We start from the raw sequence: 14,479 nt of genomic DNA on the forward strand, positions 1-14,479 counted from the left end.
TATATTGCTTAACTTTTTTGTTTCTATGGATTTAAATAAGCGGCGGGGAATAAGCCCCGAGATGCTAAGGGTATTTGAAACCTTACCGGGAATGTATCTTGTGCTCTCCAGAGAGCTGGTTATACTTACGGCCAGTGATCTGTACCTGCAGGCCATGGGTAAAACTCTGGAGGCCATTCGCGGCAGGTATATTTTCGATGCCTTCCCTATAGATGAAAAAAAAGAAAACTCATTCAGGCTGAGGAGTGCTTTGCTGGATGTAGTGCAAAGCAAAAAACCTGTTCAGCTTCCTGTGGCGCGCTTTGATGTACCCGATCCTGAAAATAAGAGCGTAAAAACAGAACGCTATTGGCATACGCTGAACACCCCTGTACTGAATGATGCCGGCGACATCCGTTACATCATCCATTCGACCAATGAAGTAACCCAGCAGGTTATGGCCGAAAAAAAGCTGAGTATCCATCTGCAAAAACAAAAGACAGCTACCTTACAGGTTACCCAACTGAACAAAAGGCTGGAGAAATTATTTGCCGATTTGCCGGCAAGGATAGCTGTACTTTCAGGGCCGCGGTTGGTTTATGAATACACTAACCCCAGCTATCACGAACACTTTGGTTACCGCGATCTGCTTGGCAAACCTTTAATCGAAGCTTTGCCGGAGCTGAGGGAGCATCCTATAGCAGACGAGCTGCGTAAAGTTTACCAGACAGGCATAACCTATGAAGCAAAGGAACTCTGTATACCTCTGCAAAACATTGAAGCCCAACCACCGGTTGACCATTATTTTAATTTTCTGTGCCAGGCCAGACTGGATGAGCACGGAGAGATCAATGGCGTCATCAGCTTTGCCTATGATGTTACCGAACTGGTATTTGCCCGAAAAGATATAGAACGGCAGGAACAAATGCTGCTGGCTGGAAATGAGGCCCTGGAAAGAGCGAATAAAGAGACCAAAGCCAGTATGGAAGAGCTGGTTACACTTACTGCGGAACTGAATGAAGTCCGTCAAAAATTACTGGTTTTCAACACCAACCTGGAACAGCAGGTAGGTGCGCGCACCCGCGAGCTGGAACTGGCCAAAAAAGTAAGGGTGGCCCAGCGCGAGCGACTGGCCCGGTTTTTCACACAATCTCCGATAGGTATTTGTATCCTGGATGGTCCTCAGTTTACTTTTGAAATGGTGAACCCGGCCTATCAGCAGCTTTTCCCGGGGCGGCACTTAACGGGATATTCGTTGGTACAGGCCCTTCCGGAGCTCAAAGACAAGGCCATCTTAGATATTTTAAAAGATGTTTACCGCACAGGAAAACCATTTGAAGGCAACCGGCACCATGTACTGCAGGTGCTTACAGAAAACGACCTTATCGAAGAGCGTTATTTCAATTTCATTTACCAGGCCAGGTATAACGACAAAGGCAATATAGACGGCATCCTGGTATTCGCTTTTGAAGTTACCGCCATGGTACGGGTAGAAAAACGCCTGAAAGAGGAGCAAAAGAAGAAAGACGAGTTTCTGTCGATCGCCAGTCACGAGCTGAAAACCCAGCTCACCAGTATCCAGGCTTTTAATCAGCTCATGGACCAGACCAATGACCTGGCCAAACACCGCAGCTTCATTCACAAATCGGCCGAGAGCATCTGGCGTCTCAATAAACTGATCAATGACCTGCTGGATGTGACCCGGATCAACTCCGGAAAAATGCAGTACAATATGGAAGAATTCAGTTTTGATGAGATGCTGAAACAGACGATTGAAAACATGCAGCTGGTCACAAAATCGCATAAACTGGTTTTTAAAAAGAATGAGCCTGCAAGGTTTTATGGCGATAAGATCAGACTTGAACAGGTGATCAGCAACTTCCTGAACAATGCGGTCAAATACTCCCCTACAAAAGAATGGGTGGTGATAAATAGTGTCGTAAGCAACAATGAGATCCTGGTTTCTGTTCAGGATTTTGGAATTGGCATTGCAGCAACCGACCTGCAGTACATTGCTGAGCGCTACTACCGGGTAGACAATGCCAAAATGAGGTTTGAAGGATTGGGTTTGGGCTTATTTATCTCTGCAGATATTCTGAAAAAACACGAGGGCAAATTCTGGATAGAAAGCGAGCCTGGCAAAGGTTCTACTTTTTATTTTTCACTTCCATTGATCACGTCAGCTTTATAATGCCTTAACATTGCAATGATATTTTTGATCAAAAGCAAAAATATCATGAACAGTATTTTCAATTTCTTTACCCCTAAAGATAAATTGTTCCAGCCTCTGTTTGAACAGGCCGGAAGCAACCTGGTGTCTATTGCAGGGGCCCTGGTAAGTGCCGTAAATACACCCGGACAGGAACAACGCAAAGCCCATGTTAAGGAAATTGAAAAGCTGGAACAGGCGGGCGACGACATTACACATGCCATTTTTTTAGGTCTCGGTAAAACTTTCATCACACCTTTTGACCGGGAAGATATCCATGCCCTGGCCAGTTCTTTAGACGATATTGCCGATTATATTTATGCCGCAGGAATGAATCTGGACCTGTACAATGTTAAAACCATTAACAAGGCCATGATCAGCCTGGCCGAACTGCTGCTGGAAATGTGTACCGACCTGCACAATGCCATCAAAGAACTGCGCAGTTTCAGGAATACAGAGCTGATTGCCGAAGTGTGCTTAAGGATCAATGCCGGGGAAGGCCGTGCCGATTACATCTGCAATACCGAAGTGGCCAGCTTATTTGACCACGAGCGGGATGCCATTGAACTGATCAAACAAAAAGAAGTTTTGCAGATGATGGAAACAGCCAGCGATAAATGTGACGATGCCGCCAATGTGCTGGAGACCATCCTGATCAAGAACGGCTAGAATTATTCTAAATTAAGCCCCTGCATAACACTTAACATAGCCTTAAATTTGAGGCAATACGCCTGTCTTAAGTTTGTTACAAAATAAAAGCAAACTATGACTAAAAATCTATTCAAAAGAAAAACATTAGCATTTGCAGTGGCAGGTTTTGTAGCCGCAGCCGTAGCGGTTACCGCTTGTAAAAGGGACAAAAAGCAGGAAGGCCCTGAACCTGAAGACATCCTTAAAAACTATTCAAAAAATGAATCGTTGGTGAAGGCCCTTTCCGGATTTGAAAATTTAAAGATAACTACACTGATCAGTTCTGACGATGTCTTACCTGAATCACCAGGTTTTATTTTTGGTGCCCAGCCAGACGGTGCAGGAATGTTAAAAAACCCTAGTGGAGAAGGTTTTATCATGATCAATAACCACGAAATCCTGCAGTCGGTATCAAGGGTTTATCTGGATAAAAACCTTAAACCGGTAAAAGGCGAATACATTGTAGATTCTGATGGTGGTATGACCCGTTTGTGCTCCGCTACCCTTGCTACCCCTGAAGAACATGGTTTTGAGAAGGAAACATTCCTGACAGCAGGTGAAAGCGGTGTGGAATCTATGATCCATGCGATTGACCCACTGGCAACTGCGGATAAGAAAAACAGTCAGCGTACCGTAAAAGCACTGGGCAGATGGAGTGCCGAAAATGCCGTCCCTTTACCTAAAGGAGCTTTTCCGGGAAAGACGGTCATTTTAATCGGTGAAGATGAAAACGACGGACAGCTTGCGATGTATGTATCTAACATCCAGGGCAAGGGCAACCTCGATAATGGCAAACTCTACGTGTTAAAACGCAGCAATAACGATCCTGTAGAAACAAGCATGTATAAAGGGTCGAGCTATGATGTGGAATTTGTGGAGCTGGACAATGTAAGCAGCAGTACGGGTGCCCAATTGCAACAACAGACTGTTGACAAAAAAGCAATCATGTTTGCCCGTGTTGAGGATATTGACTATAGAAAAGGCAGCTCAACCAATAACCGTGAAGTATATTTTACAGCTACTGGTGTAAGTCAGGCCGATAAATTAACCCCCGTAAGCGGAAAAACCATGTGGGGCCGTGTATACAAACTGGTTTTAGATGCCGATAACCCGCTTAAAGGAAAACTTCAGGTAGCGGTTGACGGGGGAGACAATCCCGGAAGCAGCATTGTAAACCCGGATAACCTATGTGTAACAGAAAACTATGTTTACATACAGGAAGACGGGGATTCATTTTACAAACTGAACGATCACGATGGTACGATCTGGCAGTTTGGCATCGCCAGCAAATCACTGAAACCTATGCTGCAAATGAACCACCGCAGAAATGAGGCGACATTTAATGACAAATACAATTCTGTAAAAAGTCAGCTCCTGAGCAGCTGGGAATATGGCGCCATGTATGATATTTCAGCGTTGACAGGTATCCCTGATGCCTTTGTTGTAAACCTGCACCCGCATACCTGGCAGGATCCGAAATACAAAAATGCAGATGGAGGCTCGGCCCGTTTAACAGACAACAGCGAAGGTGGACAAGTTGTAATTGTGCGCGGAGTAGCCAGATAATGACCAGTATTAAACAAGCTGCAACCTTACTGCTGATCCTGACCATCACTACCCTGCTTGCCATTTTTTGTACCCAAAAACAAGCTCCCGCAGAAAGAGTGAAAGCGCTTTTCAGCAAAGAACTGGCTGGTCTGCAGTTGCAGGTAGATCAGCAGCTTTTCAGTGCGGTACAGCAAAAGGACGAGCAAAAAATAAAGGCTGCTTTTATCGCTGCAAGGGCACAGTATAAAAAGATAGAATACTATGTTGAGTATTTTTTCCCCTCCAGCTCGGCCATGATCAACGGTGCCCCTATTGACGAGATAGAACTGGGCGAAAACCTGGTAGAAAAGCCCACAGGCTTCCAGGTTATGGAAGAACTCATCTATGAAGCCCCTACCGCAGAGAACCGGGAAGCCCTGCTGAACGAAGTTAAAAAGATGCAGCTGAATTTAAAACGCATGGACCGCTACAACCAGCAGTACGAAATTACGGATGCACAGCTGTTTGATGCCATCCGGCTGGAACTGTTCCGCATTACCAGCCTGGGCATTACCGGTTTTGATACCCCTGCAGCCTTACAATCTTTACCCGAGGCTGCAGCGGCTTTAAACGGGATTATGGATGTTCTAAACTTTTACGGGGCGAGCGAAGACCTGCATAGCACTTTAAAAACTGCAATTGCAGCGCTCGAAGCGGCTAAAGATTTCAATAGTTTTGACCGGCTGAATTTCATTACGGCCTATCTGCAGCCCATTGGCGAACAAGCCGATCAGCTGCGCAGGGAATTGAAAACCGGCACTGCAGCAAGTGGCTCCGCATTGCAGGACGACGCGGTAAGCCTGTTCCAGAAAAATGCCTTTAATGTCAATAGATTTGTCGGAAACCATACCGAATACCAGTCGGACACAAAAATTGCCCTGGGCAAGCTCCTGTTCAACAGCAGCATCCTGTCCAATGCGGGCAACCGCAGCTGTGCCAGCTGTCACCACGAAAACAAAGCTTTTACCGATGGGCTTGCTACTGCGGAGGGCTTAAAGGGGACACTTTTAAGGAATACCCCCACCCTAACTTATGCAGGCTTGCAACGCGGCTTTTTCTACGACCTGAAGGCCGGATCGCTGGAAGACCAGGCCCTGGATGTGGTGCACCATAAAAATGAAATGGATGGTTCACTGCAATCAGCAGCTGAACGGTTAAACAAGGATAAAACTTATGTTAAAGCTTTTGCTGCTGCCTTTAAAGATAAAGCCGGCCAGGCAGACCCATGGCGCATCCAGCATGCCCTGGCCTCTTACATCCGCTCGCTGTCGCCATTTTCATCGCGGTTGGACAAATACATGCAGGGCGATAAAAAACAGTTAAACGCGGAAGAAAAATCGGGTTTTAACCTGTTCATGGGAAAGGCCAAATGCGGAAGCTGTCATTTTGCTCCCTTGTTTAACGGTACCCAGGCGCCGTTGTTCCAGAAAAGCGAAGCCGAGGTGCTGGGCGTACCTTCCCGTCCGGATACCATCAATGCCAGTATCGACAAAGATGAAGGTCGCTATACGCTGAACCCTTATCCGCAATATAAGTATGCATTTAAGACAACCAGCCTGCGCAATGTTTCCAAAACTGCACCTTACATGCATAACGGTGTTTATAAAACGCTGGAGGAGGTGCTCGATTTTTACAATCGCGGCGGTGGGGCCGGTATCGGTATTGTGCTCGACAACCAGACTTTAGCCCCTGATCCTTTAAACCTCAGTAAAAAAGAAATACAGGATATAGTGGCCTTTTTGAAAACGCTGGATGATGAATAAAAAAGGGCCGCTTATTGCGGCCCTTTTTTCGTTTAAGCACTTTTCATTGTTTGCAAATTTGTAAACATATTTGTTTATATTTGTGTATGGAAATGACTTTAGAAAAATACAAGGGCATCCATCCCGGATTGATTTTGGAACGTGAGCTTAAGAAAAGAAAACTTAAGAAACGTCCGTTTGCGCTTTCTCTGCCAGAATACCCGCAAATAATTAATGATATCACAAAGGGTAAGCGTAATCTTACACCTGAAGTATCTTTAAAGATAGACCGTGCACTTGGGTTAGAAGAAGGAACTATGTATCTTCTTCAGGCATATTACACAATTAAGGCAGAACAACTTAAAGAACGAATTAAGCAGCGTCCGGATTTGAGTCTTTTCCGTAAAGCTCTTTTTTGGGATACCGATCCGAATAAACTTGACTGGGCTAGACAATACAAGTCAATTATCAGGAGGATATTTGAACGTGGAGATTCCAGGGAGAAGCAAGCTGTCCTCGATTTTTACGGTAAAGAGAGAATAAAACAAGTTATTGGTACTACCTCCGTTTCGGGCAACTTGGCTATCTTCGATCAGAACAAATAAATATCTATATGCTTTATTGGAATACTGTTAGTGATCAATTAAAGGATGCATTACTTAAATTGATGCAAGCCAACGAATTTAAGGAATTCAGACTTGTGGGAGGTACTGCGTTAAGTCTGCATTTGGGCCATAGAATTTCAGTTGATATTGACTTGTTCACTGATGCAATATATAGATCGATTGATTTTGACGCAATTGACAGTTATTTACGTAACAGTTTTGATTATGTGGCGGCTGATTTTGGTGGCAACCCAGGAATGGGAAAATCATATTTGATTGGTGGCAGTGCTGATGAAGCAATTAAAGTGGATGTTTACTATGCTATGGACCCATTTTTTCAGGATGCAATTGAGCAAGATGAAATAAGAATGGCTACAATTGAAGAGATTATAGCTATGAAAATAGATGTTGTTCAACGTGGTGGACGAAAAAAAGATTTCTGGGATTTACATGAACTTTTGCCGCAATATAATGTCTCGGCTATGATTGACTTACACCGACAACGATTTGAGTGGACGCATGATCCAAAACTCATCCTTGAGAACTTCGTAAATTTTGATAACGCTGATCAAGATTTTGATCCAATTTGCTTGCGTGATAAAGTGTGGATATTTATAAAAGAAGATCTGGAGCAGGCTGTTGGTTAGCTAATTGGGTTTGGAATGCGGATTGGATTAATTAGAGGCCGCCTCATAATTGACTTATGTGAGACGGCCTCTTTTTTATTTGCGTTTGCTCAGTTCCAGCACCTGCAATATTTTATGAAAAAGCTGGTTGTTGGGATAAGTACCCCTGAAGGTTTCCGCTCCGGGCCCATAGGCAAATACCGGCACCATAATATTGGTATGGTCGTTGGTACTGAATTCGCCGCTTATGGTTCCGCTTTCCGTACTGGCATCCAGCAGTGTTAAGCCCCCTGTTTCATGATCGGCAGTAACCAGCACCAGGGTTTCCCCATCCTGATCAGCAAAGCGTAGTGCAGCCGCTACTGTTTTATCAAAATCATGCAGTTCGGTAATGACATAAGGCAAATCGTTTGCATGCCCGCCATAGTCGATTTGCGCGCCTTCGGCCATGATAAAGAAGCCTTTTTTGGGGCTGCGCAGCAATTGGATGCTGTGCAGCAGGGCCTGCTTCAACACATCTCCCCTGCCATCTTTTACCGGACGGGTAGCCTCATCGGGCAGCAATACCAGTTGTTTGCCAGAGGTCTGAGCTGAAAAAGCATCCAGGCTTGTACTCAGGTTAAAGCCCTGCGCTTTCAGATTCTCCATCAGCTGTGCATCTTTATTCTGCAGAAAGCTTTTCTGGTTGGAACCGATCAGGAGCTCAGTTTTGCTGTTGAGCAGGTCGCGGGCAATTTCCTGGCTCATGGAGCGGTCTGTCTGGTGTGCATAAAACACAGCAGGTGTAGCATCGGTAATGTCGCCCACGCTGATGATGCCGCTTTTTATGCCATAGCCAGCCAGGGTATCAACCAGGTTGGTTCGTTTTTTATTGTCCGTACCCATGCCAATGTAGCGGTTATTAGTTTTTTCGCCCATGGCAATGGCCGAGCCGCCTGCAGCAGAATCGGTATTGTCAGCATTGGCAGCTGTTGTTTGGGAGAAGCCGATGTTGCGCATCTGGCCAATGTTCAGGCTGCCATGGTTGGCAACGGTGGCGGCATGGATCTGTGCCAGTCCCATTCCATCACCAATCAGCAGGATGATATTCTTAGCGGGCTTTTTCAGCCCGTCGCTTTTATAATCAGGCGTATAAACCGGGTAAGCAACCGGGTTGGTATAGCTGAGTTTCTTCCGGTTCAGGTAAAAGCTGCGCAGCTTTTCGGGCTGGTCGGTATTGAGCCAGTGTACCCCGAGTTTTTCCAGCACAATCCAGGTATTGGGACTGTCCTGCGTAGCCCAGAAACGAAAGGGCTTGTTTTTTTGCCTGGCCTGTTCAATAACCCTCCTTAGTTTGGCTTCATCAGTTTTTGTGGGGGTACCTTTTCCATTCCAGGCCGTGTATTTTTTAAGGTCATCGCTGATCATCGCCACGCGTTTCAGCTGTTCAGGGGTGTAGATTGTATAAGGCCTGCCATCGAAAGCAATGTAGCCGGGATAGTTTTTAAAATTTTCGGCTTTGGGCATATCGCCGCTCAGTACGATGCGGATGGCATCCGGGTTCTGGTCCGATTTAAAAACATCGCCATAAACATTTAAAGCTTTGATCAGCTGGGGCAATACCTGCTGGTGGTTTTTCTTGATGTCGATCACCAGCTGCAGTTTCATGGCCGTATCCGGGTAAGGTCTGTTGCCATTTTTATGATAAAGCGCAGCCAGGGGATCCAGGTACAGTTGTTTAAGGGTTGCGTTGGCTTTAATTTCGCTGGTATCGTGGGCCACATAGAGTTCGCCGTTTTTCAGGAAAATATCGGCTTCAATGGAACCCATACCAGCATAATAAGCCGTAAGCAAGGGAATGTTCTGGTGGTAATCGTTATGGCTATGCCCCTGGTTAGGGCTTAAACCGGTTTGTGCTTTGCTGTTAAAGGAAAGCAGCAGTCCTGTAAGCAGGACACAATAAAACAGGTGCTTCATCAGCGTTTCGTCAATGGTGTTACTAAAATACAGAAAAAGAGGGTGCTTTTAAAGGCGCCCTCTTTTATAAAAAATTACCAGCCCGGGTTTTGTTTGATTACCCCACCGCTGTTGTCAATTTCTCTTTGCGGCACAGCCCATACATCGTGTACCTGAGGGTCAAATGCCCTTGCGGCCCAGATTTCTTTGCCCTGCGAGTCGTGCAGTGGTTTGGCATAGGTAGCCTCCGCATCGCCCCAGCGTACCAGGTCGCGGTGGCGGTCGGCCCACTCTCCTGCCAGCTCATTGCGGCGCTCTCTTTTCAGGTCGGTCATGGTCATGCCTGTTTTAATGCCCAGCCCGGCGCGCTGGCGGATCTTGTTCAGTTCGGTATCACCAGCTCCGGCTCCGGTGGTCATAATGGCGGCCTCGGCCTTGATCAGCAATACCTCTGCATAACGCATCAATGGTACGTTCAGATCGGTAGTCCCATTATCTCCATTCGGGTTCACATGCAAAGGAATAGGATTTGGATAAGAGAAAGGCTCCATGTACTTTTTAAACTGGTAATCGGATGTGGCCCCGCCGTCTTTGGTAAAACTGCGTTCCTGTCCGAAATACATGAACTTGTCGCCTGTCTTCAGAATGGTCGCTTCGCGGCGCTGGTCGCCTGCCTCATAAGAATCGTACAGTTCTTTGGTGGGCAGATAATAGCCCCAGCCATTGTAAATGTTCCAGCCTTTATTGGTCAGCATTACCCCTGGCAGTTTACTGCCCCAGCCGGTACCACCCACGCTTGGCGAGCAGACCACCGACCAGATGTATTCTTTAGACCAGTTACTGGCCGCCTTAAACACATCCGCAAAGCCGGTGAGCACCAGTTCGTGCTTGCCTGATCCGATCACCATATCAGCATATTTTCTGGCATTGGCATAGTCTTTTTTATACAGGTACACTTTGGACATATAAGCCCAAGCGGCCGTTTTGTGCGCCTTGCCATAGTCGCCGGGCTTCATATCTGTAAAGTAAGGCAGGATTTCTGCGGCTTTCTCCAGCAGCTGAATGATGTAATCGTAATTTTCATTTACATTTTTTGCCCTTGGAATGACAGCCGAGGCATCTGTTTCGGGCGTAACGATCGGTACACCGGCCTTATCATTTCCGTAATTGGCCGCCAGTTGGAAATACACCAGGCCGGCATTGAAATAAGCATCCCCAATGATCTGTTTCTTCAGTTCTTCATCCATAACGATACCCGGAACGTTTTTGATGATGTCGTTTGCGCGCTTAATGATGGCATAACGCATCGACCATTGCGATTCTGTATATCCGCCCCCGATGTAGTTTTTGTTAAAATTTTTGATGTTATCGGCCTCTGGTTTATTACGTCCGGTCACCATGTCGTCGCTGGCATTGATAAACCAGAACATCCCCCTGCCGTAGTAATCTTCCTCATTGTATTTTTCATAGAGTCCCGCTTCCGCTTTCAGGGCATCCTCTTTGGTTTTCCAGAAGTTTTGTGCCGATGGGGCACCTTCGGGTGTAATGTTCAGCTGGTCTTTGCAGGAACTTAAGAGGGCAAAGGCGGCCAGGGCTATGTATTTTATGCTTTTTTTCATTGTATTACAGATTATAAATTGACATTAAGACCAATAAGAAAACTTCTGGACTGCGGATAACGACCTGTGTCCAGTCCGTAATTGTCCATTCCTATTTCCGGGTCGAAACCAGAATACCTGGTAATGGTGAACAGGTTATTTGAGGTGGCATACACACGGATGGCACCGGCCTTAATTTTGCTGCTCAGGCTTTTAGGGAGGGTATAACCCAGGGTGATGTTGCGCAGGCGTAAATAAGAACCATCTTCTACATAGAAATCGGAGGCGTTGAAGTTCCCGTTATCGTCGTCTTTTGTAGAAATGATCGGCACCTTTCCATTCGGGTTTTCGGGCGACCAGGCATCAAGTATACCCACCAGTTTATTGTAGGATGGGCCGCTGGCGCTGTAGGTGGTACGTTTAACCGCATTGAACAGTTTATTGCCCTGTACACCCTGTGCAAAAACATTGATATCAAAACCTTTATAGGCGGCGTTAAAGCTCAGTCCGTACGAGAAATCAGGATAGGCACTGCCGGCAAAATAGCGGTCGCCCCCGTCAATAGAGCCGCTGTCATCCAGATCGGCAAACCTGAAATCGCCCGGCTTCGCCTTTGGCTGGATCTTTACGCCTTTGGAGTTCACATGGTTGTCCACTTCTGCCTGGGTCTGGAAAATACCCTGGGTTTTGCGTACATAATAGCTGTACAGGGGCTGCCCTACTTTAATGAACAAAGGGGCAAGCTCGTTCCTGAAGTTGTTGGATACCGCAATATTTTCCAGTCCCGGTGCCAGTTCCAGCACTTTATTGTTGATCTTGGTGAGGGATGCACTTACCGAATAGGTGAAGGCCTTGTTTTTGTTACCCGTATAGGTGATGCCCAGTTCAATCCCTTTATCGCGTACCAGACCGGCATTAATGGTCTGCGAGTTCAGTCCGGCAGTTCCGGGTAAGGGCTTGGTCAGGATCATCTTATCGATATCCTTAATGAAATAATCGGCTGTTAAGGTCAGGCTGTTTTTCAGGAAGCCCAGATCTATCCCCACATTGGTTTGTTTGGACTCTGCCCATTTCATATCGGGATTTTCCAGCACAGTAGATACCAGTCCGTTCTGCAGGGTGGGCACCTGACCAAAATAAGCCTTTGTTTTGCTCAGGAGCGGGCTCACATCCGTAGGCTGCAATTGGGCAAGGTTGCCCAGCAATCCGTAACTTCCCCTCAGTTTCAGTTCATTTAACCAGGTGCTTTCTTTTAAAAAGTTCTCTTTGCTCAATACCCATCCGGCTGATACGGAATAATAATTACGGAACCTGTTCTCTGCTTTAGGCACCAGTGAAGAACCATCGCGGCGGCCGATCAGCGACAAGAGGTACTTTTCGGCATAGTTGTAATTTGCACGTACGAAAGTGGATGACAGGGCGGTCGATACCAGGTCGCTCAATGCAGGTTCAAAAACAGTGGCATTCACGAGGTACCTTTTCGAAGGGGCCTCATCATCAAAGTCCCTTCCGATTACAGAAAAACCTTTGTATTTTGTTTTCTGGAAAGAAAAGCCAGCGGTAAAATCAAGGTGATGTACGCCCAGGTCTTTTTTCCAGGCCAGCACCTGCTCGGCAAGGATATCTGTTAAAACCCTGTCTTTCTCTTCCAGCGAGTTGGAGAGCATAGGTTTGCCCACCTCCGGGCGTTTTGGTGTAAAGATTTTAGTGTGGTAAAAGCCTTTGGTTACGCTCAGGTTAGACCGGAACGTTAAGCCTTTGGCTAAATTGAACAGGGCGTAAGGGTTAACAATTAAAATATTTTCGGGCTTATTGATGTCGGTGCGCAGCAATTCGGCCACCGGGTTGATGATATCGCCATAATCGCCGGCATACTGTCCGCCCGGCAAGCCTGCAAATGAACCATCAGGATTATAGGGTGTGGCATTGGCCGGGTAATAAATGGCCGATAATAAGGCACCAGTGTAATCACTGCTGGTATTGGCTCCTTGTCCGTTCGTGCTGCTGAAGGACAGGTTTTCCCCAACCTTTAACCAGGGTGTAAGCTGGTGATCGGAATTGATGCGGAAATTATAGCGCTGCACTTTTGTATTGAGCACAATTCCTTCGGCCTGACGGTAATTAAAGCTCAGGTAAACATTTGATTTTTCTGTACCACCCGATACGCCCAGGTTATAGTCCTGTGTTTTACCGGTCCTGAAGACCTCATCCATCCAGTTGGTACGGGTAATCTGTCCTTCCGGGTATTTTGCAGCGTCAAAAGCAGGCAAAAGATCTGTCTTACCATTTTTGGCAGCAGTTACCGCAACCATGGCACGCTGTTCGGCATTGAGCGGCTGCAGCTTCCTCCAGGCGCTCTGGGTGCCTATCTTTCCATCAAAATTGATCTGAAGTGCGCCGTTTTTGCCTTTCTTTGTCGTGATCAGGATTACCCCGCCGGATGCCCTTGCCCCATAAATTGCGGCAGAACCATCTTTCAGCACGGATATGGATTCAATGTCATTCGGGTTCAGTACAGGTGTGCCGATCACAATCGAGCCGTCTACCACATACAGCACACTCTCGCCATTGATCCCCCCAGCACCCCTGATGTTCACCCGCGGGCCAGAGGTTGGGTCGCCCCCTTCGTTGGTTACAATTACGCCCGGCGATTTACCGGCCAGCACTTCGCCAACACTGTTTACAGAACGTGAGGAAAGCTGGTCGAGCGCTACCGTACTTACTGCACCGGTAAGGGTTGCTTTTTTCTGCGTTCCGTAACCTACCACAACCACCTCGCTCAGCAGGGCCTTGTCTTCCATCAGCGTAACATTAAATACCTGTCCCTCGCTTACCTTAACCTGTTTGGTTTTATAACCTACCATAGAAAAAGACAATACCGCATCGGCTTCAACAGTAATACTGTACCTGCCATTGGCATCGGTGGTGGTCGATTTTGAAGTGCCCAGCACCTTCACAGATACACCGGGCATGGCCAGCCCGGTTGAGTCTTTAACCACACCACTGATCAGCCTGTCGGCCTTTTTTGGCGGCAGCGGAATATTTTTCAGGATGATGTAATTTCCCTTTTCCGTACAGCTGTAGCCCATTTTCCGGAGTACTTCTTCTACCTTTTCGTTTTTAAATGTTTCGTTAATTGGTCTTTTACCCTCCGAAAGTGCATCGGGGTTGTAAATGAAGCGCAGGCCTGTACCGGCTTCGATTTCTTTAAGGACCTGGCTTACCGGTCTTTCCTTTGTTACCTTTAAGCTGATCCTGCTTCTATCCAGTTTTTGGGCCATACCCGGCGAGGCCAGCATGGCACCGCAGAAGGTACAGAGGATTGAAAAAGTTAAAAGTGAATATTTCATGGCTTTATAAAGAGCTGCTGACCTCTTATATGAGGATTGTTTCATATATTTATTTGTTTTTTAACATGAATTTGTTTTAAAATTTGCCTGGCAGTACAATTGGCCTTAGACACCAGGCTTCAAAAATTACCGGTGCTGATCTGATCAGTGCCGGTTGT

At 46.6% G+C, this 14,479-nt stretch carries 9 protein-coding genes; 6 read left to right on the plus strand and 3 right to left on the minus strand.

Features of this window, described 5'->3' with window-relative positions:
* The first annotated feature begins 25 nt into the window (after positions 1 to 25).
* The 6 genes from ABIE26_RS09465 to ABIE26_RS09490 all read left to right on the plus strand — a co-directional run bounded on the left by ABIE26_RS09465 (position 26) and on the right by ABIE26_RS09490 (position 7,459).
* Positions 26 to 2,170: a PAS domain-containing sensor histidine kinase gene (locus ABIE26_RS09465; protein WP_310137447.1), complete on the plus strand. Its 2,145-nt coding sequence runs from the start codon at positions 26 to 28 to the stop codon at positions 2,168 to 2,170.
* 45 nt (positions 2,171 to 2,215) lie between these two features.
* On the plus strand, positions 2,216 to 2,857 hold the full coding sequence (locus ABIE26_RS09470; protein WP_310137446.1) for a DUF47 domain-containing protein: 642 nt from the start codon (positions 2,216 to 2,218) through the stop codon (positions 2,855 to 2,857).
* A 96-nt stretch (positions 2,858 to 2,953) separates the two neighbouring features.
* Positions 2,954 to 4,444, plus strand: coding sequence for an alkaline phosphatase PhoX (locus tag ABIE26_RS09475; protein ID WP_310137444.1), 1,491 nt, complete (start codon positions 2,954 to 2,956; stop codon positions 4,442 to 4,444).
* On the plus strand, positions 4,444 to 6,228 hold the full coding sequence (locus tag ABIE26_RS09480) for a cytochrome c peroxidase (RefSeq protein WP_310137442.1): 1,785 nt from the start codon (positions 4,444 to 4,446) through the stop codon (positions 6,226 to 6,228). Before ABIE26_RS09475 ends, ABIE26_RS09480 begins: the two co-directional genes overlap by 1 nt.
* A gap of 86 nt (positions 6,229 to 6,314) precedes the next feature.
* On the plus strand, positions 6,315 to 6,812 hold the full coding sequence (locus ABIE26_RS09485) for a DUF6922 domain-containing protein (RefSeq protein WP_310137440.1): 498 nt from the start codon (positions 6,315 to 6,317) through the stop codon (positions 6,810 to 6,812).
* Positions 6,813 to 6,820: 8 nt separating this feature from the next.
* Complete coding sequence (locus tag ABIE26_RS09490) at positions 6,821 to 7,459, plus strand: nucleotidyl transferase AbiEii/AbiGii toxin family protein (protein WP_310137439.1); 639 nt, start codon at positions 6,821 to 6,823, stop codon at positions 7,457 to 7,459.
* Positions 7,460 to 7,534: 75 nt separating this feature from the next.
* Here the strand turns inward: ABIE26_RS09490 and ABIE26_RS09495 are convergent, their stop codons facing one another.
* The 3 genes from ABIE26_RS09495 to ABIE26_RS09505 all read right to left on the minus strand — a co-directional run bounded on the left by ABIE26_RS09495 (position 7,535) and on the right by ABIE26_RS09505 (position 14,321).
* Positions 7,535 to 9,394, minus strand: a complete 1,860-nt coding sequence (locus ABIE26_RS09495) for an alkaline phosphatase (RefSeq protein WP_310137436.1) — start codon at positions 9,392 to 9,394, stop codon at positions 7,535 to 7,537.
* A 74-nt stretch (positions 9,395 to 9,468) separates the two neighbouring features.
* Complete coding sequence (locus ABIE26_RS09500) at positions 9,469 to 10,992, minus strand: RagB/SusD family nutrient uptake outer membrane protein (RefSeq protein ID WP_310137434.1); 1,524 nt, start codon at positions 10,990 to 10,992, stop codon at positions 9,469 to 9,471.
* 11 nt (positions 10,993 to 11,003) lie between these two features.
* Positions 11,004 to 14,321, minus strand: a complete 3,318-nt coding sequence (locus ABIE26_RS09505) for a SusC/RagA family TonB-linked outer membrane protein (protein WP_310137431.1) — start codon at positions 14,319 to 14,321, stop codon at positions 11,004 to 11,006.
* Positions 14,322 to 14,479 lie beyond the last annotated feature (158 nt).

It is taken from the genome of Pedobacter africanus (genome assembly GCF_040548825.1).
Classification (GTDB): domain Bacteria; phylum Bacteroidota; class Bacteroidia; order Sphingobacteriales; family Sphingobacteriaceae; genus Pedobacter; species Pedobacter africanus_A.

What these genes read in the sequence shown, in the direction of transcription:
- ABIE26_RS09465 (WP_310137447.1), top strand. Translation starts at nt 26, where the DNA reads ATGGATTTAAATAAGCGGCGGGGAATAAGCCCCGAGATGCTAAGGGTA.
- ABIE26_RS09470 (WP_310137446.1), top strand. Translation starts at nt 2,216, where the DNA reads ATGAACAGTATTTTCAATTTCTTTACCCCTAAAGATAAATTGTTCCAG.
- ABIE26_RS09475 (WP_310137444.1), top strand. Translation starts at nt 2,954, where the DNA reads ATGACTAAAAATCTATTCAAAAGAAAAACATTAGCATTTGCAGTGGCA.
- ABIE26_RS09480 (WP_310137442.1), top strand. Translation starts at nt 4,444, where the DNA reads ATGACCAGTATTAAACAAGCTGCAACCTTACTGCTGATCCTGACCATC.
- ABIE26_RS09485 (WP_310137440.1), top strand. Translation starts at nt 6,315, where the DNA reads ATGGAAATGACTTTAGAAAAATACAAGGGCATCCATCCCGGATTGATT.
- ABIE26_RS09490 (WP_310137439.1), top strand. Translation starts at nt 6,821, where the DNA reads ATGCTTTATTGGAATACTGTTAGTGATCAATTAAAGGATGCATTACTT.
- ABIE26_RS09495 (WP_310137436.1), bottom strand. Translation starts at nt 9,394, where the DNA reads ATGAAGCACCTGTTTTATTGTGTCCTGCTTACAGGACTGCTGCTTTCC.
- ABIE26_RS09500 (WP_310137434.1), bottom strand. Translation starts at nt 10,992, where the DNA reads ATGAAAAAAAGCATAAAATACATAGCCCTGGCCGCCTTTGCCCTCTTA.
- ABIE26_RS09505 (WP_310137431.1), bottom strand. Translation starts at nt 14,321, where the DNA reads ATGAAATATTCACTTTTAACTTTTTCAATCCTCTGTACCTTCTGCGGT.